This is a genomic window from Gardnerella sp. KA00127 (assembly GCF_049244125.1).
Lineage (GTDB): Bacteria > Actinomycetota > Actinomycetes > Actinomycetales > Bifidobacteriaceae > Bifidobacterium > Bifidobacterium swidsinskii.
Genome location: NZ_CP058377.1, coordinates 1,199,625 through 1,221,040, shown reverse-complemented (window position 1 = coordinate 1,221,040; position 21,416 = coordinate 1,199,625). Strand labels below are relative to the sequence as shown.

The window sequence follows — 21,416 nt, the reverse complement described above, 5'->3', positions numbered from 1 at the left end:
AGGGGTAAAAGTGTTAGAAAAAACAGTAAAAGTAAATGGTAAAGACGTGAAGTTTCGTTCTTCCGCCACTATTCCAAGACTGTATCGTATTAAATTCAAGCGTGATATTTTCAAAGACCTATCAAAATTAGAGCAGTCTTTCAAAAACAACGAGGGTGTTTTTGAAATAGCAGATCTTGAAATTTTTGAAAACGTAGCCTATATCATGGCTTATCACGCGGATAATAGTATTCCAGCAAGTATTGATGAGTGGCTTGACGAGTTTGAAATGTTTTCTATCTACGAGATTCTTCCTGAAATTCTAGAACTTTGGGGAGCAAACTTGGAAACTGAAGTAAAATCTAAAAAAAATTTAAAGCAACAACACGGCAAATGACAACCGCGTTGTTTCTTCTTAGATGCACCGAAATTGGGATTAGTATTTGCGAACTGGATCTTTTAACCATCGGCATGATTTTAGACATGTGGACGGAGAAAGCAAACGATAGTGTGAAATACGATAAGCTCGCAAGCCAAACAGAATTTGATAGGTTCTAGAGGTACAATGGTTGCGAAAGTTATAAACGAATACCGTCATATTCTTACATGTATTAAAGGGTCATTAGCAATGGATAAAAAAGAAAAGAAAGAAAGAAAAGAAAAATTAAGTAAGTATGTCAATTTCGGGAATGGTAAATTTAAGGATCAAGAAATTGAGGATTTAGAATATCTGGTTGAAAACAGAGAAAAATTTGATGGAGCAACTAAAACATATGGTTCATCATATAAATCATTTGATTCTGAAGGCACATATCGCGTATATGAGGAAGAAACATACACTTTCCATAACGACGAAGAAGGAATTCATATTGATAAGAATCTTCAACGAGAATGGGATGATGGTCAAAAAGATGTTTGGGAAAGCTCCTATGACACAGCTCATGACATCCTCAAGAACGCGTACAGATTCTTTGAAAGAGACTAATTAGTTAACTAATTAAGATGTTGATATAAGGCACCTGCTGAATTGTAGGTGCTTTTTTCATACCTAAATTAATGGAAAAAGGAGGTGAAGTTATGGCAAACAGGATTAAAGGTATTACTGTTGAAATTGGTGGGGATACTACAGGCTTAGATAAGTCTTTACAACAGGTGAATTCGACTATTCGCTCAACCGAGCAGTCGCTTCGTGATGTTAATAGGCTTTTGAAACTTGATCCGACTAGCACGCAGCTTTTAAGCCAAAAGCAGGCTTTTTTGCAGAAAGAAATCCAAGAAACGTCTAATAAGCTTAACGTTTTGAAACAGGCGGATAAGCAGGCTAAAGTACAGTTGGAAAACGGGGAGCTTGGTAAAGACAAGTATGATGCGTTGCAGCGTGAGATTGTTGAGACAGAAAATAATCTTGATAGTTTAAAAGAAAAATTAAAACAGGTAGGTAGTGTTAGTTTAACCAAGCTTAGTAGCCAGTTTGATAGTACGAGTAAAAAGATAAAGAAACTAGGAGATGGTATGTCATCTCTTGGTCAAAGTTTAAGCACGAAAGTTACGCTGCCGATTGCTGCTATTGGTACTGCTGGTTTTACTGCTGCAGCAGACTTACAGGATGCTATGGGGGCTACAGAGCAGATTTACGGTAAGTCTGCTAACAAGATGCTTAAATGGTCAGGAAGTTTGAAATCCTATTATGGTATTGCTCAAGGTCAAGCTTTAGAGTATGCGAATACTATGGGCGCGATGTTGAAAAATATTGGTGGGAAAAGTGATGCTGAAGCAGCCGAGATGAGTCAGAAGCTGGTTGCTCTTGCAGGCGACTTGTCTGCTATGTTTGGTGGCACAACCGAGTCTGCTGTTCTTGCTTTAACGGGCGCGCTTAAAGGTAATAATGCGATGCTTGACAATTATGGTATGGGTGTTAACGAGGCGACTATTAAAGCTAAAGCTCTTGCCATGGGTTTGCATGATGGTAGAGGCGCGATGAGCTTGCAAGCGAAACAGGCTGCTACTTTGGCTCTTATTATGGAGCAGACTGCTGACGCTCAAGGGCAGGCTGGGCGTGAAGCTGCGGGCGCTTCGGGTTCTATGAAGATTCTAAAAACAGAGTTGCAGAATATTGCTGCGACTATTGGTAATGTTTTACTTCCCGTCATAACACCATTAATGCAGAAAATATCAGCATGGCTTTCTAAATTTAAACAGCTTTCTCCAGAAAGCCAAAAACTTATAGTGACACTTGGGCTGATTGCTGCGGCAGTCGGCCCTTTTTTAGTGGTTCTTGGAACGTGTATTTCTAAAATAGGTGTTGCTATACAAGGGTTTTCTAAACTAGCTTTGTTTATAGGTAAAATGTTCGCAAGTTTTACTTCCGGCTCTAGTATTCTTGAAGGGTTAGGCGCTGTTTTAGGTGGAGTATCCGCGCCAATACTCGCGGTTGTTGCGGTTATTGGTGTTCTGGTAGCAGCTTTTGTAACCTTATGGAACACTAACGAAGAGTTTAGAAACAGTGTTATTGCTGTTTGGGAGAAAATCAAGGAAACTTTCACCGGTTTTGTTAATAGTGTTAAAGAAAAACTGTCAAGCCTTGGTATTGATTTCACGAGTATTGTTGAAGGGCTTAAAACAGTGTGGAATGGTTTGTGTGCTATTCTAGCTCCACTGTTTGAAGGCGCTTTAAATTTAAGTTTTACTAGTTTCAAAACCGTTCTTGATTTAATCACAGGCGTTTTAGACGTTTTTATAGGCTTGTTTACCGGTAACTGGTCTCAGCTTTGGAATGGTGTAAAAGAAATTTTTACCGCTGTTTGGAACGCGGTTAAAAACACGTTCATAACGGTATTTAACACGTTAAAAAACGTTTTTAACGTGTTTTTGTCTTTCTTTGGCACTAGTTGGAACAAACTGTGGTCGAGTGTGAAAAACTTTTTCATGAATGTTTGGAATGGTATCGTATCGTTTTTCACTAACGTTTTAAACGGTATTAAAAACACGGCAACAAGTGTTTGGAATGGTATTAAAACTGCGATCATGAGCGTGGTAAACGGTATTAAAACAAGCATTTCAACAGTGTTTAATTCAGTAGCAAACATGGTTAAGTCTGTGTTTAACGGTATTAAAAACACGGTTGTGTCAGTTTGGAATGGTATTAAAAACGCTATCATCACTCCGATTGAAGCTGCGAAAAACAAGGTTAAAGCAGTAATCGACGCTATAACAGGGTTTTTCTCTGGCATAAAACTTAGTCTTCCTCATATTAAACTGCCGCATTTTAGTATTAAAGGACAATTCTCTCTTACGCCACCGTCTGTACCGTATCTTGCTATCGACTGGTATAAGAAAGCAATGAACAAGCCAATGCTGTTAAACGGGGCGACTATTTTCGGTGAGAAAAACGGGCGTATGCTTGGCGGCGGTGAAAAAGGTCCGGAAGTGATTATGGGGCTTGATACTTTGCAGAATATGAGCGCGGGAGCGAACACGCAAATGCTTAGTGTTATGAACCAGATTCTAGCGATTATGGACGCGTATTTCCCACAGTTTTCCAACCAGAGTATTGTGCTCGACACTGGCGAACTAGTGGGTGGTATCGCGCACAGGATGGACAGTGAGCTTTTTAAGCTTCAAACAAGAAAAGCAAGGGGGTGGTAAAAGTGTATGGGATGCTAATAAACGGGTTGCATAGTTTTAACGATCTAGGGCTGGTTGCTACAAGCCGTCCACGAATTCAACTTCCAGAACCCAAATTAGAGTATTTGCAAATACCAGGCAGGCAGGAAAGTATTGATATTAGTGAAAGTCTTGCCGGTGAAGTGTTATACGAGATGCGTGAAGGCTGTTTTGAATTCATTGTCGCAAACAAAAACAAGTGGAGTGAAACATGCCATAGTGTTAAAACGTTAATCCACGGCAAGAGTGTGAAACTGTCTCTTGATGATGAACCATTGTTCTACTATCAGGGTCGAATGTGGGTTAGTGATTTTAAATCGGATAAAAACTATTCAACTCTCACACTCAACTATAAGCTGCAGCCATATAAGTATAGTGTAGATGATTCGGATGGGGTTCACACAATATGGGGTATGCAAGTAGATGATAAGCGTGAAATAACACTCGTTCACGATTTTGACATGACACTGATTCCAGAATTTAACAACCTGTCATCTAACAGTATGCTACTGGATTCTAATGGTAAAAACTATGAGATTAAAACAGGCGTTAACCGTTTCCCACAGCTTCGTTCAAAAATAAGCATGCGCTTAACATTCGTTGGAAACGGGATGGTAAATATTTCCTATAAAAGGGGGTGGTTGTGAGTGTACAGGATCATGCTTGACGATAATACGATTTACTATCCGAATGATGATAAAGCAGTACTTGATGATATTACGTTAAACTTGGAGCTTAACACTGCGGGAACGTTAACGTTTACTTGCCCGAGTCAAAACCCTTGCTATGAGCTTATTAAAAACCGGAAATCAATAGTAAGCGTGTGGCGTGACGATGAGGAGATTTTCTTCGGCGAGGTTAGAGAGCAAGTAAAAGACTTGTATGGTAGTAAGAAAGTAACTTGCGTAGGGTTGTTAACTTACTTAGCGGATAGTATTCAACCTCAGAAAGAATATCATGATCAGAGTTCCTACCAGCTTTTAGAAAAACTTTTACAAGCTCATAACAGTCAGGTAGATGATTATAAGAAAATAAGAATTGGTTTCGTCACAGTATCTGACTCGAATGATTCGCTCTACAGGTTTACTAATTTTGAAACCACGCTTGAAGCGATTATGGGTAAAATGGTTGAAAAGCTTGGAGGATATTTGCGTCTTAGAAAAGAAGACGGGAAACTTTACTTAGATTACCTACGTTTGGAGGAAATGGGTAAAGCTACAAGCCAGCATATTAGTTTCGGTTTAAACCTGCTTGAATACGCGGAAAACCTTTCAGCAGAGGATGTTACTACAGCGGTTATTCCTCTCGGCAAAGAGTTGGAAAACGAGAATAGTGAAAACGAGGTTCTTAAAAAGCATGTTGATATTACTTCAATAAACAATGGGAAAAACTATATAGTATCTCGTGAAGCGCAAAAAACATTCGGCTGGGTTTGTAAAGTTATTAATTTTAATAATGTGACAGTCCCAACTAATCTTATGCGTAAAGCTGTTAAATGGTTACAGGATAACCAGTTTGAAAGGGTAGAAATAAGCCTTAGCGCGGTTGACTTATCCGAGTTAGGTTTACATTATGCGACGATTGAGTGTGGGGATAGGGTTCGTTGTCTCGCTCCACAATTTGGCATGGACCGAGTGTTTCCTGTAGTAAAACAGACTATACCGATTCAAAAACCAAGCGAAATGAGAATCGTGCTTGCGAGCAGGATTTCTAAAGGGTATGTGCAAAACGTGTCGCATGCTGTTCAAACGTTAAAAGAAGAAGCGGTTGAAGCTAGAAAAATAGACAACGAGCGTGTTAAAGCTGCGATCGATAATATTAAAGCGCAAATGGGTAATTCTCAAAGCGGCTATAAGATAAGCGAATACGATAGTAAAGGCATGTGGGTTCGTGACCTTTACATGGATACGCCTGATAAGAACACTGCTACGAAAGTTTTACAGGTTAACATGAATGGTATTGCTGGAAGCCATAACGGTTTTTCAGGCCCTTACAGTACTGCGATGACTCTTGACGGCATGGTGTATGGTGACAGGATTATCGGACATTCGATTGACGCGGAAAAACTTTCAGTTTCTTACACTTCGCAGGTAGAAAAGCAGATTAGTAAAGCAAAAAACGAGGCTATAAAAGACACTGGTAGGAGGCTTGAAAACTATTACACGATAAGTGAAATCAACACGAAACTGAATGTTACAGACGGTAAGATTGAGGCTGGTGTTGAAAGCGTTAACCATAGTCTTAAACAGAAAAACGGTAACTATTACGGCTCGTATACTCCAAGCCAGTTTAACGCTCCTATGAGCTTGTGGCTGACTGATAGTGAAAAAATGCAGCATGTTGGTGATTTTTTCTACGACACGTCAACCGGCTACGCTTACAGGCTTATTGTTAAGCAGGAAAGTTTAGCCGTAAAATTTAATGAGAAGTCGCACACGGAATCAGCTTTTGACGATTTTGTAGACATTTTTTACAAGTATGAGGATAAAATTTACGCTATACCTGGTTTAACTGGTGAAAAAATTTCTGGCGCAACAGTGTTTGTTCCATCAAGTGAGTTTTGGCTACATTTTAGAACTAACTGGTCTCCGTTTGACAATTATGGTTTTAAGATTGATAGCATTAAAAAAGAGTATTCAGGAGAAATTTCAGGATACGTGTCTAAACTGCCTGAAGATATTAACATTATTGAGGTTGAAGGTGAAAATTATCCTGAGTCTGAACACCCGTATAAAGGTGGAACAAGCAAACTATGGCATTACGTTTCCGCTGACAGTATAAGTAGTTTTAGAACGTTCGCTTGGATCAGAGTTAAAGATAAAGACATTGAGGCTGCTAAATCCACGGCTGATAAGGCTATTTCTAAACTAACCATAGTAGAAGATTCCATATCTTCAATGGTTAAAAAAGGTGATTTTGGTAGTTTCATGCAGCAAAACTATAACAGTTTCCTTCTCGGGTTTAACCATTCGAGTAAATACGTGCAAATAACACCCGGGCAGATAGAACTTTACGATGGTGAAGTTGATGAGGATCATAAAAGAGCTGTTTTTGATAAAAATGGGAACAACTTCTACCGTAACGGCGTGTATATTGGCTATGTTGGAACCGGCGAGTGGGAAGAAGATAATTCTCACAAGGGTCTAGTTTTTCATCTTACTAACGACGGAAAGTATATGGCTTTCGCGCAGCGTAAATCAGCTGATGAAGAAACATACGCTACTATGCTGTGTTTTTCACGTTCGCAAAGCATTTATAAAGAGTATGGTATTCACGCTGGATGCAACTTTTACATGCATGGTAACAAGATTATAGATCCTGTTTGGCAAGACGGTGCAGGAGTAGACGCGGATATTAACTATGTGCAGATTATTGAAATGAACCAGGATGGGAAAGCTTCAAAATGGGGTTCTAACGCTCACATGGTGTTTAAAAACGGGATACTCATGAAAGTTAAATACTATTAAAAACGCGGAAGTGAACGTTGGTGGAAGCGTTGATGGAAGCGAGTGAAGCGTGGAAGTGAACTTGAGCGGAAGCCGGATGGAAATGGAGGAGAATTTGTTATGGAGAAACTTATTATTCCCACAAACAAAATAGTGGCTAATAAAGGCACGCGCTTAAAAGACGTGACAGAAAGTATTACAACACCTGTAGTTGATAATACGAAAATTTTATGCGAAATCAGCCACAAGCTGGATATTATTCTAAAAAGATTGGAGGAGAGTAGTGGTAAAACCGACAATTAGCTACGCGGTAGCTGTGCAAAAATATAAGGCTGAGTTAAACGAAAAAATAGTCGAGTTGAATAAGCAAATACCAATACCTACTTACATGATAGAAGGCATTGTTGCAAGCGTATTATCTGATATGCGTTCGGCAGTGATCGCGGAAAACTCGATGGAATATGAAGCGTATGTGAAACAGTTAGAAGACTATTTTAATTCTAGAGAACGCGAACTTAACGACGAAATTTTGAAAATAAAAGCCGAAAAAGACGAAAAAACTGAAAAAGATGAAGCGGCTGGGAAAAGTGAAGATGCTGAAGAATGTGTTAAGTAGTAGTCATGTGTTGAAAAATAATATCAGTCGAAATACTGAAAAGCTGAAATGCTGAAATGCTGAAATGCTAGGGCAGGTGTGGTTTAAACCATGCCTGCCCTTTTTATTACTTTCTACTTTTTGTTTTTATAAGAGTACTGGCAAATGTTAGGAAAACTTGTAAGGAGAATTATGAGAGGATTTTGGAATATTGCTCAACTGGCTTTCACACTGGTAGGCGGCTGGCTGGGATACTTTTTAGGCGGATGCGACGGGCTGATCCTCGCACTCGTTTTATTTGTAGTTGCGGATTATATTACAGGCGTGATGTGTGCGGTCACGGATAAGAAACTGTCTAGCAGCATTGGTTTTAAGGGCATTTTTAGAAAGGTGCTCATTTTTATGCTTGTTGGCATAGCAAACATTATAGATTTTCATGTTTTGAAACAAGGAAGCGTGATTAGAACCGCAGTAATTTTCTTCTACCTATCTAACGAAGGATTATCTTTAACCGAAAACGCGGCTCACCTGGGGCTTCCCGTGCCTGAGAAATTAAAAAACGTTTTAGAACAATTACACGACAAGAACAGGAAGGACAATACTCATGAGTAAAAAAGGAATAGACGTATCAGAATGGCAGGGTGACATTGATTTCAACGCGGTGAAAGCATCCGGTGTTGAGTTTGTGATCATTCGAGCAGGATACGGTATCGGATGCAAAGACAAGTGGTTTGAACAGAACTATCGTAAAGCAAAAACATGCGGTCTTGATGTTGGAGCCTACTGGTATTCGTACGCAAACTCTGGTTTTGAGGCGGCTGAGGAGGCTCAAAGCTGTGTGAACATGCTTTCAGGTAAGAGTTTTGAGTATCCTGTTTACTTTGATTTGGAAGAGAAAAGCCAGCTTAACCGTGGGCGAGCTTTCTGCGATTCGCTGATTACCAGTTTTTGCAGCAAACTGGAAACTTACGGGTATTATGCAGGCTTTTACACTTCGCTTTCAGTGGTTAATAATCTTGTGTCCGCTCATGTTAGAGACCGTTACGCTTTGTGGATTGCACAGTGGAACACGCACTGTGATTATCAGGGTTCGTATGGTCTTTGGCAATACTCGTCAAGTGGCAGTGTGCCTGGAGTAGCCGGCAGAGTTGACATGGATTATGCTTACGTGGATTATCCGAGCATTATTAAAAACGCTGGATTAAACGGGTGTAAAAACGGCGGCTCTGACCAAGCTGCGCGCACGTCAAGTATTGATGAGGTGGCGCGAGAAGTTATTAACGGCGCGTGGGGTAACGGCAGCACGCGTAAACAGCGTTTAACTTCTGCCGGATACGATTATGCGAGCGTGCAAAATAAGGTTAATGAGCTTCTCGGTGTTAAAGCTTATAGAAAGTCGGTTGATGAGCTTGCACGTGAAGTAATCCGAGGCGCGTGGGGTAACGGTAGCACGCGTAAACAGCGTTTAACTTCTGCCGGATACGATTATGATACGGTACAAAAACGAGTAAACGAACTCTTGTAAAACAGTTTGAAACATGTAAAGCCCGAGGCTTGTTCCTACATTGGAGCAATCCTCGGGCTTTTTTTTATTTTTTAAGGTTAAATTGTCAAGTCAATAGGTTAAAAAACACTGTTTTTTCTTTGCCTGTGATGTAAGGAGGCACAGGCAAATGAATATGGAAGAAAAACAGCAAGTCAAATTACTAAGAGATGAAGGCCTTAGCTATACGCAGATTGCAAACCGTATGGATGTTTCCGTTAATACGATTAAAAGCTACTGCAAACGTAATAGTCTAGGCGTAATCCAGTCTATGAAAACACAGACGGAATTATGTGAATCTTGTTCAAAACCAATTAAGCAAAACACAGGAAGAAAAGTTAAACGTTTCTGCTCTGACGCGTGTAGAAACACGTGGTGGAACAAGCATACACAGTTGGTAAAAAGACAGGCAAACTATGAGTGTGCTTGTCTTAACTGCAAAAATTCTTTTATCTCTTACGGTAATAAAACCAGAAAATACTGCTGCCACGCCTGCTATATAGAACATCGTTTTGGAGGTGAGCATCATGCAAATAAGTAATGATGCTCACGGGCTAAAGGATGTTAAAGCGAGAGCTTGGACAAAAGAGAGTATGCAGGCGGATTTTCGTTTTGAAATAGCCGAAAAACTTACCGTTTCACTCTTTAAAAAAGGGCTTATCAGCGAGCAAGAAAAAGAAAAAATAAGCCGTCTTAACAGGGAAAAATTTCACCCGTTTTACAAGGAATTATTGGGTTAAAAGCTTGATAAACACTGCTTTTAGAGTGATGAATAGTATTAGCTGAAAGTGAGGGAAATAGTGAAAGAAATAATAAAAATAGACTCTACAATGCGAAAAACTGGTTTTGAGAAAAAGACGCGGGTTGCAGCGTATGCGAGAGTTTCTAGTGATAGTGATGAGCAGCTTCTCAGCTTAGAAGTGCAGAAGGAGCATTACGAAAACTATATTAAGTCTAATCCCTGCTGGGAGTATGCGGGGCTTTACTTTGACGAGGGTATTAGCGGCACGAAAATCGATAAGCGTGAAAGTCTTAAACAACTGCTTAAAGACTGTCAGAGCGGTCAGATAGACAGGATTATTACAAAGTCTATTAGTAGGCTTGCAAGAAACACGGTTGACTGTCTTGAAATAGTTAGAAAACTTACCGGTCTCGGTATTTATTTGTATTTTGAGAAAGAAAACATTGATACCGAGCATATGAGTTCAGAGCTTATGCTTTCTATCCTGAGTTCTATTGCGCAAAGCGAGTCAAGATCCATCTCGGAAAACAACACGTGGGCAATTCAAAAACGGTTCGAAAACGGAACCTTCGTCATTTCTTGCCCTGCGTATGGGTATAAAAACGAGAATAAGAAAATGATTATAGTTCCCGAGCAAGCCAGGGTAGTAAAAGAAATTTTCAACATGGCTCTTTCCGGCATGGGTGGAGAAGCAATAGCACGAGTATTGACCGATAAAAAGATTCCAACTAAAAAGGGCGGAAGTTGGACTTCAAGTACCGTGAATGCTATTTTGAACAATAAAACATACACAGGGGATGTGATTTTTCAAAAGACATTTACAGACGATAATTTTAACCGTCATAAAAACTGTGGCGAGAAACAACAGTATGTTATTGAAAACCATCACGAGGCTATCATCAGTCATGAAACTTTTAATCTTGTAAAAGAGATTATCGCGTGGAGAAGAAGTGAAAATAACATAGTATGTGGTAGTGGTAAGTACAATAAGCTTTATGCGTTTTCAGCTAAAATTCGTTGTGGTGAGTGTGGAAGCAAGTGTAAAAGACGAATAATTTATCAACATAATAAGGCGTATGGCATATGGGTTTGTATAACGCATCTTGAAGATATTCATGCTTGTTCACAAAAGTCTGTTATGGAAAGTTATCTTAAAATTTCCTTCCTGCAAATGTTAAACAAGTTAAAAGCAGGATACGTTCAAATGTTGACTCCTCTCGTAGAAAGTTTGAGAGGTGTGAATAATAAAGACGGTTTGAACAAGGTTATCGAACTCGAAGAAAAAATAGCTAAATTGCAAGAACAAGAGCAAGTACTCAGTAAGCTTTTAGCCGGTGGCTACATTGAGATGGATTCCTACTATCTGGAAAGCAATCAGCTTAAAACGGAAATAGATACTTGTCTTAAGGAAAAACTTCAGCTTTCCAACAGTTTAAACGGTAACTTAACGCACTTAAACGAGGCGCAAAAACTTCAACGGTTCGTAAGCGTCACAGAAGTATTTAGCGAGTTTAAGGATGAGGATTTTCTGGATTTTGTAGACGGCATAGTGGTAAAAAGCAGAACAAGATTTCTTTTTATTTTGAAATGCGGATTGGAATTAGAAGAAGAGGTGAAAGAAACATGGCACGCATCCCATATGGTTACAGAATAGTAGACGGTAAAGCGGTTATAGATGAAGTAAAAGCTCAAGAAGTAAGAGAGTTTTTTCGTTTCTATCTTGAATTTAAAAATATTTCTCAAGCTGCTAAAAAATCAGGTATAAAAAGGGATTGGCCAGTCACGGGCAAAATTCTTAGCAAGAAATTGTATTTAGGAACAGAGTTTTATCCTCAGATTATCGATGAGGATATGTTTAGACAAGTGCAACAAATAAGGCATGAGAATGCTATCAGGAATCATCGTTATAAAGAGCCTAAGCCAATAAAGGAAATTCGGCTTATTACAAGCTACCAGTTAGAAAAGGTAGAAAAGAAATATGATGATCCTTATCGGCAAGCAGTATATGCGTACAGTCAAATCAAGGAGGTGTAAAATGAGTGCCAACGTTATAATTATTCCACCAAGAAAAATAGCGGGGAATACGGTAGATAAGCATGAAGATAAGCCGAGGTTAAGAGTAGTAGCGTATTGTCGTGTTAGTACTGACAGTGAAGAACAGGCAACAAGTTATGACACGCAAGTTCAGCATTATACGGATTATATTTCAAGAAATCCTCTCTGGGAGTTTGCTGGCATTTACGCTGATGACGGTATTTCAGGAACTAGCACGAAAAAACGTGTCGGTTTCAACGACATGATCCACGATTGCATGAGTGGCAAAGTAGACATGGTTATCACTAAGTCGATTAGCCGTTTTGCGAGAAACACTATAGACTGTTTAAAGTTTGTTAGGCAGTTGAAAGACAAAAACATTCCGATCATTTTTGAAAAAGAAAACATCAACACCATGGAAGCAAGCGGAGAACTATTGCTTACTATCATGGCTTCTTTAGCTCAACAGGAATCCGCGTCACTTTCTCAGAATGTGAAGCTTGGACTTAAGTTTCGCTACCAGGAAGGCAAAGTGCAAATCAACCATAACTGGTTTTTAGGATACACAAAAGACGATGAGGGGAATCTTGTAATTCTTGAACAGGAAGCAAAAGTCGTAAGAAGGATTTATAGAGAATATTTAGAAGGAGCAAGCCTTAGAGATATAGCGGAGGGTCTTGAAAAAGACGGTGTTAAAAACGGTGCCGGGCATTTAAAATGGCACTTGTCTAATATTAAAACCATCTTGCAAAACGAAAAATATATTGGTGATGCTCTTTTACAAAAAACCATCACGACAGATTTTATTAACCATGTTCGTATAAAAAATGATGGAACAGAACCACAGTATTATGTAAAAGATAGTCACACGCCTATTATTCCAAGAGATATTTTCTTTAAAGTTCAAGAAGAAATGGTAAGACGAGCCAACATGTTTAGCGGTGAGGAGAACAAAAAAAGGAGAGTTTATTCCAGCAAGTACGCTTTATCCAGCCTGTGTGTTTGTTCTAAATGCGGGGATGTTTACAGAAGAATTGCTTGGAATAATCGAGGAGTGCGTTCTGTTGTTTGGCGTTGTTGTACCAGATGGGAAAATGGTCCTAGTGCTTGCGATGCTCCGACAGTACAAGAGAACGAACTGCAGTCTGCCATAGTGAAAGCCATAAACAAGGTGTTTAGTATATCGGATGAAGTATTGGATACGTTGAAGAATAATATTAGAGAAATTATCGCGGGCAACAACTTAAGTGAGCTTGAAACGGTTGATAAAAAAATCGCAGACAAACAGGCGATACTGCTAACCTTGCTTAAAGCTAAAAAAGACTACACGAAAATAGCTGATGAGATTGATGAACTGAAGGGTAAGAAACAGCAGCTTCTTATAGAAAAAGCAGGTCAAGAAGATGCTAAAAGACGAATCAGAGAAATGGAAGATTTTCTGAAAAGTGAGCGTCACGAGCTTAGTGAGTATGATGAGAAGCTGGTAAGAAAGTACATCAAGAAAATAAAAGTTTACGAGGACAGGTTCAGCGTAACTTTTAAATCAGAGATTAGTGTTGATGTTGAAAGGGCATCGTAAAAGCCAAAAGAATGTGAGTATTTGAAATGTTACAAAAGTTAGCCTAGGGGGAATCCTCTCTAGGCTGTTTTTTATGCTCAAGAATCAAGCTATCAAGCCAATCTTAAACTTTTTAACGATAGCTTTTCCTATCGTTAAAAGGTGCACCCAATATCCATAGTGTGCACTCAAAAAAGTGTAACTATACTTGGAGTTCTCTCAATCCATACAGAATCAGTGGCGCTCCTTTACAAATCGTGACTGTTTCAAGATATCGTTTTGATGACACCTACTTGCGTACAGTCTAGTTGCTGCGTTTTAGGCTTTGTGTAGCAAGGCTTAGCGAGGGCTATCGTTAAAAGGTTTAGCGTGTGGCGGCTTTAGGCTGGCTCGGCGTGGTTTTTGAGCGTGTTTTGGCTGTATGGGGGAACATGTCTACGCTTTAGGGTTGAGTGCACAGGATGGATAACGTACTTCGCTTGCGTTGAAAGCACACTGTGCTTTCAACTTTGAGCAAGCTCAGCGAATCGAAGTGCATTCGCGAATTATGTTTTAATCGCTCATGCAAGTCGATTCGCCACTTTGCACCCAGGGTGTGAAGTGGGAAAAATTTATGCAGAAGGGAATGTACTGTATCATATGTGGGAGAAAAAATATACGAGTCTAGTGAACAGGTTTAATACTGTAGAATCAAGGCTTAAAGAAGTCAAAGCTATTATTGTTGATAAGCAAGCAAGACGTGATGAGGTTGAATATTTTATCGAGGACTTGAAAAAACAGGATTTGTTAACTGTGTTCAATGAAAACGTCTGGCTGAGCATGGTTGATTATCTAACCGTGCGTCACGATGGAAAGGTCGATCTTATCTTCCTTGATGGGAGCAAAACAGAACTAAAGTGTTAAGCTTATAGGAAATGTTACAAGGCAAAATAAAGGCACATCAGCAAGTGCTGACGTGCTTTTTCTGTTAAAAGAGTTACATGTTGAGTATAATAGGATTAGTTGAGTATCGATGGAGAGAATTTCCTATGAGTAATAGTAAAACTTTTAACCTTTTTTTAATGGACGGCGAGGTTACAGGGCGTATTAAATGTACGCTTCCTAGTTGGAGTGGTTTAGCTTATAAAGTTCCTAGAACTTATCTAGATAAATGTAAGGATAGAAAGCAACTCAAGCAGTGTGGCGTTTATTTTTTGTTTGGCAAGAATGACAATGACGAGGATGAAGTATACATCGGACAAGCTGGCATCAGAAAAAACGGTGAAGGTGTTCTTTTTTAGAGTTAATGAACACCTAAAAGACGATTTTTACTTTAGTGAAGCGGTTATGTTTACGACGAGTGACAATTCTTGGGGCCCAACGGAAATAAGCTACCTTGAAAACAAATTCACTAACCTTGCTATTGATACTGATCGTTATAAAGTAAGGAATGGTAATGATCCTAACCCTGGTAATGTGACGGAAGAAAAAGAATCGGAGTTAGAGGTTTATGTTGATCAGTTTAAGATGATGCTTGGTGTTTTAGGCTATAAGATTTTTGTACCTTTAGTAAAAACGCAAGTATCTGTAGTTGAAGAGCAAGACGATAATGAACTGTTATTAAGTCTTTCTCGAAAGATTAAGCGATCGCATAAAACCATAGAAGCACATTGCAAACGAACGAACGAGGGTTTTGTGGTATTGACGGGAAGCCAGATTGAAGAAACAGATTCTGATGCTATCCCAGATACCATAAAAGAGCTAAGACAGCGGTGCAAACAAAATAACGAAATTAAAGACGGCGTGCTCACCAAGAATTATTTGTTTAAGAGCCCGTCTTATGCCGCTTCATTTGTTTTAGGAATGACAACAAACGGTAAGACCGACTGGAAAATGGAGGATGGCAAATCGCTTAAAGATTTAGAAGAAATGGAAATCTAAAAGCGTTATGTGTAAATAATTAAGGCGGTAGTAATACCGTCTTTTTTGATGTCTAAAAAGGTTTCAGAGTTCCAAGCTAAGGTTTCATTGTATCCAACACGTGATGAAACTATATACGAAAACTGCCAACGAGATTGATGAGCTTAAAGTTAAGAAACAGCAGCTTCTTATAGAAAAAGCAGGTCAAGAAGATGCTAAAAGACGAATCAGAGAAATGGAAGATTTTCTGAAAAGTGAACGTCACGATATTAGTGAGTATGATGAGAAGCTGGTAAGAAAGTACATCAAGAAAATAAAAGTTTACGAGGACAAGTTCAGCGTAACTTTTAAATCAGAGATTAGTGTTGATGTTGAAAGGGCATCGCAAAAGCCAAAAGAATGTGAGCATTTGAAATGTTACAAAACTCAGCCTAGTGGGGCATCTCTAGGCTCTTTTTGTTTTTATGCTCAAAAACCAAGCTATCAAGCCAATCTTAAACCTTTTAACGATAGCTTTCCCTATCGTTAAAAAGTGCACCCACTATCAATAGTGTGCACTCAAAAAAGTGTAGCTATACTTGGAGTTCTCTCAATCCATGTAGAGACGGTAGCACTTTTGTCCAAACTCGATGTCGATAAGCATATAGACGTTGAAACTGTGCTGGATGAGCTTGATTTGACCAGTGCTGAAAGTAAGGCAACATATGCTCAAATCAAAGAATATGTTTGGAATAAATTTGAATTAAAAGTTCCGACATTATATATTGCACAGATAAAAAGGAAATGTGGAATAGAATTACGAGAACATTACAACAAGTCTAAAAAGGAGAAACAAATTATTCTACAGTGTACACCTGAAAAAGAAGAAGCCATCATGGATGCTTTGAGACACTTCAAAATGATTGAATAGAAATGAATGACAGTCCATGAGATGGATACTAAAAATAGTTTTTTCCTCAATCGGTCTTTTGTTAAGTGTCCTCGCTGCGTTTCTGACATTCTTACTCAGCATAGGAACGTCACTACTATATTTGCTGAAGATATTTTGTATACTTGGAGCGATAGCATCCTTTTTACAAAAAGAAGTTACCATTGGTATAGAAGCATTGATTATTGGATTCTTAATTAGTCCATATGGAATACCGATGGTTGGAGCCGCTGTTATAGCGTTCTTGCAAGGTATAAATGAGAAAATAAAATCAGTTTAAATCAAAAACTGAAAAATTTGAATTTATTAAGGTGTGCATATGGAAGAAAAAGACCTGATTTTAAAGATATAAAATCATTTGAAGAATTTAACAAATACTATTGGTATCGAGAAGAACTTTCACAAATTTGTAAATCTCTTGGATTAGAGTATAGATGTACGAAGAAAGAATTGAACTACATTATTGAACAATATTTCAAGGGAAATAGAGTAGAAAAATTTTTGAGTAAAGGTAAGAAAAGTCAAACCGAAGTTATAACCTTAGAGACTCCGTTACTTAACTGTGGCTTTTCATTTAACCAAAAATTTCGAGATTATTTTTCAGCTGTAACAGGTATTAGTCCGTTTAAATTTAGTGCTGATATGGCAACTGCTTGGAGAAAAGTAAAGAGGGACAACGATATAAAATTCACTATTCAAGATATGATTAAAATATATTATGGTGAGTCGGATTATGCCAAGTATGATAGTTCGGCTTGTCAATGGAATCAGTTTCTAAAAGATTTTTGTACAGATGAATGCAGTAACAATTATTCTAATAAGTTAAAAGTTGCAGCTATACTTTGGAAAGAAGTTAGAGAATCAAAGAATGAAAAAGTTTATTCAAAATTACTTCTGAATGAACATAGATACAAAATTGATGAGTATCATAAATAAACATCTCCCAGATTGTCAAATTGTTCTGGGAAGAAAAATATGAATTTTGTATAAGGGAGTGATAGGAAAAGTGCAACAAATGGAAATTAGATATATAACAAATTCAGATGATAGATTGGCTATCAGCAAAATTTACGAAGAAAGTTGGAAATATGCCTATAAAGGGATAATTCCACAAGAATATCTTAATTCAATTCCTGAGGGAAGATGGTCAAAAAATTTTGATATACCTGGATGGAAGACACTTGTTTGTATTGTCGATGGAAAATATATCGGCACAAGCAGTTTCTGCAAGTCTCGTTTTGAACAGTTTCCCGATTGTGGTGAAATTATTTCTATATATTTTCTTCCTGAATATATGGGAAAGGGCTACGGGAAAAAGCTTCTTGAAACTTCTATTTTAGAACTTAAAAAGCTAGGTTTTGATGAACTGTTCTTGTGGGTACTTGATGACAATATAACAGCTAAAAATTTCTACGAACATTTGGGGTTTCTCCAAACAGAGGAATATCTGGATGACACTATTGGAGGAAAAGAGTTTCGTGAAGTGAGATTTATTTATAAAAATGAGAGGTAGAACAAAAATGTGCGAAGAATGCTATTCATCAGACAATAGTGTAACTCTTTATTGAATCCGTTAGACTGCTTGGAAAATCATATGCAGTATATTTGCGGTACTTGCCGGCGATGTATATGCATTGGACATGATTCCAAGCGAGGATTGCAAAGATGGAATTTTCCGTTCAAATCATTGGGAATAGCAAAATTGTATTTAAGAACTGCCGACTATACAACGAAAAAGTCTTGTGGGGTCGATGAAATCAAAAGTAAAAATGGCAGAGTATCATACAAAATCTTTGCATATTATGAAGACCTGCGAGTATATCTGAGAAAAAATAAAGATAAAATCTGTGATGCAATGGAGCCTGCTTTTCGAGTAGAAGAATATAAAGAGTATCCCAATACGCAGGTAAGAAAATTAACGGCTGACAAAATACAAAAGTATATGTCAGAAAGATACAATATGGAAGTGCGAGTATGAAGGTGCATTACTTTCAGCGTTATACACAAAAAGAGAATGTCGTAACATCCAATACAATACTATTGCTTTCACGGCTGTATCATTATTCCCCGGATGAGTTCTTTCGTTTTTTGAAGGAAAGTATCTTTATAGATGATAATCAGTTTGAGCCGGAGATACAGTTCGCACTGCAAGAGAAAGCGCAGAATACTGTGCCTGATGCAACAATTACACAGGACAGTTTTAAGATTGTAGTAGAAACTAAACTCTCTGACTGGTTTTATACGGAACAACTGCAAGGGCATCTGGAAGCTTTCGGTACTGAAAAAACAAAGGTACTGATGACATTGGCACCAATTACACTTGCCGGTGATAAAATCAATCAAATCAATAAAGCTGTTGATAATTACTGCCGGGTTCACTCAGTAAAAATATGGTATATCCATCGAACTTTTCGACAACTGATAGATTCTATCAGTCGGATTATTGACGAGCGTGATTATGAGATGCAGGATGTTTTGAATGATTATATTGATTTTTGCTCCGAAGAGGGACTCCTACCAAGCAAAGCTGTTATGAGAATGCAGCTTGCAGGAACAACATTTGATTTTAATGTGAAGTCAAATGTTTATTACGATAAAGTTGAGCGTGGATTTCGGACACATCAATATCTTGGGCTCTATAAAAACAAAAGCGTCAGAGCGATTGGAAAAGTTTGTGCAATAATACGCGCAGTTGAGGAAAATGGTTCTATAAGATTCACTAATGAGATGGGAGAGTTAACAGCCGAGAGGAAGCAGATTATAGAGAAGGCAATGAATGATGCAATTACATGTGGATATGATATCCGCCACTATGAGCATAGATATTTCTTCGTTGAAAAATTCTACGAGACAAATTTTCAGAAGGTATCATCTGGATGTTGCATGGGGTCGCGGATTTTTGACTTAGAGGAAATTCTTGACTTTGATAACAATAAATCTGTACCAGACACATTTTTGATTGCAGAGGAACTAAAGAAGCATAGTTGGCGATAATAAAAAGATGTTGACATACATTCTCCGACATCACTCTTTTTGCCAGCTTCTATACTGCAACGAGTGTTAAGACCAAGTTTCTGATGTAGGGTTATCACCGGGGTGGTTTTGACACAAGTCGAAACGGTAGCGTTGTTGGAGTTGAGAAAATAAATTGAATATGAACAATAAAACTCGATATGTATTTCAAAAATGCATATCGGGTTTTTATTGCAAAATTATTGAATATAAATTCTATGAAATGATAATTCGCAAGTATAAAAAATTTAAATAAAATGGCAAAATATTTGAGTTGATGATAAATTAAATGTAGGTTTAATTATTATAATGTAGGTATGTTTATGTAAATAAGTATAATGTTTATAGGGTTGAGATTATAAATTCAAGTGATAAAAAAAGAAGCAACTCCACGAGGGGCTACTTCATTGATTTTTGTAAGTGGGTACATACTTACTGTGCTTGCTACAAAAGTTGTAAAATAATGATTTGTAATACAAGCGTTAAGCAAGTTTTAAATATCGAATAAATATAACATAAAAGTAGTGGTTTTCTAAAAGAGCGTAAGAAGTTAATTATTTTAATGGATAAAAGTTCAGGTACAAAGCATGCAGACGCAAAACAAAAACTCATATCGCAAATGCAGGTTCATATTGAAGTAAGTTTAAAAAGACAATCAAAAGAAGAATATGATCCAATGCTTGCCCATATTTTAGCCAGTAACTTTACGGAGGGGCTTCTTGAAATAGCAAGGCACTATCAAAGTGAAAAGTGGGCAAAAGATATGCTAAAACTTATTGCAAGGTGTTATTACAAGGGAGTGGAATCCCTGTAATCAGCACTAAAAAATAGACTTTGCGTAATCAGCAAAGTCTTATTTTAAACCTTAATGCTGAATTAAAGTTCAGTATTATTCAGTTTTGAAAGGAGCGTTGTTCATGCCAGAAAAAGAATTAAGGAAAAAGTGATAGGGAAAAATAGTTTATCCAATTCACTTCTTGCTTTAAAAATAGTATTTGATTTGATACCACAAATCCTACTTGTATACTTGATTAGTTCTTTAATCACAAACAATATTAACGAAGAGAATTTAAAGTATGTATTCTTTGGAATCTTTATCTCATTTGTGTTAAAAGGCATGTTTTACTATTTTGCAACAAAGGTTGCTCATGAGAAAGCATACGAAAAATTAACAGAACTTAGGTTAGATATTATTGATCATCTAAAAAAACTAAGTTTAGGATTTTTTAAAGAACATAATACAGGAGAGCTTATCAACATTGTTCAGCATGATGTGAAACAAGTGGAAGTATACCTTGCCCATGGTCTTCCTGAAATAATGTCAGTTACACTTCTACCTACCATTATTTTTGTAGCTATGATTTTTGTGGATTGGCGTCTTGCTCTTGGAATGATTGCCGGAGTTCCACTTATGTATTTGGTAAAAGTTCTTTCGCAGAAAACAATGGATAAAAACTTTGCTATTTACTTTAACCATGAAAACAAGATGAGAGAAGAGCTAATGGAATATGTAAAAATATTTCTGTGATTAAGGCTTTTGCTAAAGAAGAGGAGATTAGCGAAAGAACATTAAAAACGGCAAGAGAGTATGTTTACTAGGTTAAAAAGAGTATGGGGGCAATCACAATTCCAATGGGACTTATTGACATATTTATAGAAATTGGAGTAGTTATTGTCATGATTTTGGGAAGTATATTTCTTTACTATGGAAATATTACAACCCTTAATTTTATACTTGCAATTATTTTATCATCTGCGTTTACAGCATCCATAAGCAAGACAGCTACTCTACAACATTTTTCTATTGTATTTAAGGAGGCATTAAAGGCGATTGACAAAGTTTTAACCGTTCCGCTTCCCAAGAAAAAGACAGAACAAGGTTTAGAATTTGGAAACATAGAAATGGTTCAACAAATAAGCGTTCAATTGAAATTCAAAAATATGGCTTTTCAAGGAAATCTGCTCTGTACATATTACAACACGAAGCAGAATACGTTTTTTATAAATCAGAAACAGA

At 37.7% G+C, this 21,416-nt stretch carries 23 protein-coding genes and 2 pseudogenes; all 25 read left to right on the top strand.

Translation table 11 applies throughout. The annotated features are described in order from the left end of the window. Positions 1 to 10 precede the first annotated feature (10 nt). Positions 11 to 376: a hypothetical protein gene (locus tag HXT48_RS04810; RefSeq protein WP_004117064.1), complete on the top strand. Its 366-nt coding sequence runs from the start codon at positions 11 to 13 to the stop codon at positions 374 to 376. 231 nt (positions 377 to 607) lie between these two features. Further along, positions 608 to 964 (top strand): hypothetical protein, encoded by a 357-nt coding sequence (locus tag HXT48_RS04805; RefSeq protein ID WP_421793001.1) that lies wholly within the window; start codon positions 608 to 610, stop codon positions 962 to 964. A 92-nt stretch (positions 965 to 1,056) separates the two neighbouring features. Continuing rightward, positions 1,057 to 3,624, top strand: coding sequence for a hypothetical protein (locus HXT48_RS04800; RefSeq protein ID WP_004117054.1), 2,568 nt, complete (start codon positions 1,057 to 1,059; stop codon positions 3,622 to 3,624). Between the two features lie 11 nt (positions 3,625 to 3,635). Beyond that, entirely contained in the window at positions 3,636 to 4,289 is a 654-nt protein-coding gene (locus tag HXT48_RS04795) for a hypothetical protein (RefSeq protein ID WP_421793000.1), read from the top strand. Between the two features lie 12 nt (positions 4,290 to 4,301). After that, entirely contained in the window at positions 4,302 to 7,109 is a 2,808-nt protein-coding gene (locus HXT48_RS04790; RefSeq protein WP_421793199.1) for a phage tail spike protein, read from the top strand. Positions 7,110 to 7,151: 42 nt separating this feature from the next. Continuing rightward, positions 7,152 to 7,391, top strand: a complete 240-nt coding sequence (locus HXT48_RS04785; protein ID WP_410294680.1) for a hypothetical protein — start codon at positions 7,152 to 7,154, stop codon at positions 7,389 to 7,391. Further along, on the top strand, positions 7,372 to 7,704 hold the full coding sequence (locus HXT48_RS04780; protein ID WP_421792999.1) for a toxin: 333 nt from the start codon (positions 7,372 to 7,374) through the stop codon (positions 7,702 to 7,704). Before HXT48_RS04785 ends, HXT48_RS04780 begins: the two co-directional genes overlap by 20 nt. A gap of 171 nt (positions 7,705 to 7,875) precedes the next feature. Further along, entirely contained in the window at positions 7,876 to 8,295 is a 420-nt protein-coding gene (locus HXT48_RS04775) for a phage holin family protein (protein ID WP_004118368.1), read from the top strand. Beyond that, positions 8,288 to 9,208, top strand: coding sequence for a GH25 family lysozyme (locus tag HXT48_RS04770; protein WP_421792998.1), 921 nt, complete (start codon positions 8,288 to 8,290; stop codon positions 9,206 to 9,208). Before HXT48_RS04775 ends, HXT48_RS04770 begins: the two co-directional genes overlap by 8 nt. A 148-nt stretch (positions 9,209 to 9,356) precedes the next feature. After that, complete coding sequence (locus tag HXT48_RS04765; protein WP_016811295.1) at positions 9,357 to 9,767, top strand: helix-turn-helix domain-containing protein; 411 nt, start codon at positions 9,357 to 9,359, stop codon at positions 9,765 to 9,767. After that, positions 9,754 to 9,966: an SHOCT domain-containing protein gene (locus tag HXT48_RS04760; RefSeq protein WP_004117908.1), complete on the top strand. Its 213-nt coding sequence runs from the start codon at positions 9,754 to 9,756 to the stop codon at positions 9,964 to 9,966. Before HXT48_RS04765 ends, HXT48_RS04760 begins: the two co-directional genes overlap by 14 nt. 60 nt (positions 9,967 to 10,026) lie before the next feature. After that, positions 10,027 to 11,622, top strand: coding sequence for a recombinase family protein (locus tag HXT48_RS04755; protein ID WP_004117907.1), 1,596 nt, complete (start codon positions 10,027 to 10,029; stop codon positions 11,620 to 11,622). Further along, on the top strand, positions 11,592 to 12,002 hold the full coding sequence (locus HXT48_RS04750; RefSeq protein WP_004125819.1) for a hypothetical protein: 411 nt from the start codon (positions 11,592 to 11,594) through the stop codon (positions 12,000 to 12,002). The genes HXT48_RS04755 and HXT48_RS04750 overlap by 31 nt, the downstream gene beginning before the upstream one ends. Before the next feature lies 1 nt (position 12,003). Continuing rightward, on the top strand, positions 12,004 to 13,581 hold the full coding sequence (locus HXT48_RS04745) for a recombinase family protein (RefSeq protein ID WP_421792997.1): 1,578 nt from the start codon (positions 12,004 to 12,006) through the stop codon (positions 13,579 to 13,581). A gap of 618 nt (positions 13,582 to 14,199) precedes the next feature. Continuing rightward, positions 14,200 to 14,463: a hypothetical protein gene (locus HXT48_RS04740; RefSeq protein WP_415685252.1), complete on the top strand. Its 264-nt coding sequence runs from the start codon at positions 14,200 to 14,202 to the stop codon at positions 14,461 to 14,463. Between the two features lie 125 nt (positions 14,464 to 14,588). Continuing rightward, a complete protein-coding gene (locus HXT48_RS04735; RefSeq protein ID WP_410310410.1) occupies positions 14,589 to 14,840 on the top strand; it encodes a hypothetical protein in 252 nt (83 codons plus the stop codon). Then, positions 14,773 to 15,480, top strand: coding sequence for a GIY-YIG nuclease family protein (locus HXT48_RS04730; protein ID WP_415690069.1), 708 nt, complete (start codon positions 14,773 to 14,775; stop codon positions 15,478 to 15,480). Before HXT48_RS04735 ends, HXT48_RS04730 begins: the two co-directional genes overlap by 68 nt. A gap of 100 nt (positions 15,481 to 15,580) precedes the next feature. Further along, positions 15,581 to 15,988: a hypothetical protein gene (locus tag HXT48_RS04725; RefSeq protein ID WP_415690068.1), complete on the top strand. Its 408-nt coding sequence runs from the start codon at positions 15,581 to 15,583 to the stop codon at positions 15,986 to 15,988. An 87-nt stretch (positions 15,989 to 16,075) separates the two neighbouring features. Further along, the gene (locus tag HXT48_RS04720; protein WP_415685205.1) at positions 16,076 to 16,369 is read left to right on the top strand and encodes an RNA methyltransferase; all 294 of its coding nucleotides are present in this window, start codon (positions 16,076 to 16,078) and stop codon (positions 16,367 to 16,369) included. A gap of 16 nt (positions 16,370 to 16,385) precedes the next feature. Continuing rightward, complete coding sequence (locus tag HXT48_RS04715) at positions 16,386 to 16,667, top strand: CD1845 family protein (protein ID WP_119522990.1); 282 nt, start codon at positions 16,386 to 16,388, stop codon at positions 16,665 to 16,667. Between the two features lie 17 nt (positions 16,668 to 16,684). After that, positions 16,685 to 17,323 carry an SAP domain-containing protein gene (locus HXT48_RS04710; protein WP_415685206.1) on the top strand — a complete coding sequence of 213 codons (639 nt, stop codon included), beginning with the start codon at positions 16,685 to 16,687 and terminating at the stop codon, positions 17,321 to 17,323. A 79-nt stretch (positions 17,324 to 17,402) separates the two neighbouring features. Continuing rightward, a complete protein-coding gene (locus HXT48_RS04705) occupies positions 17,403 to 17,900 on the top strand; it encodes a GNAT family N-acetyltransferase (protein WP_036764424.1) in 498 nt (165 codons plus the stop codon). 461 nt (positions 17,901 to 18,361) lie between these two features. Then, positions 18,362 to 19,381, top strand: a complete 1,020-nt coding sequence (locus HXT48_RS04700) for a hypothetical protein (protein WP_415685207.1) — start codon at positions 18,362 to 18,364, stop codon at positions 19,379 to 19,381. A gap of 550 nt (positions 19,382 to 19,931) precedes the next feature. Continuing rightward, positions 19,932 to 20,213, top strand: a pseudogene (locus HXT48_RS04695) (TetR/AcrR family transcriptional regulator); the annotation flags it as partial. 103 nt (positions 20,214 to 20,316) lie between these two features. Continuing rightward, positions 20,317 to 21,364: pseudogene (locus HXT48_RS04690) on the top strand (ABC transporter transmembrane domain-containing protein); the annotation flags it as partial. Positions 21,365 to 21,416 lie beyond the last annotated feature (52 nt).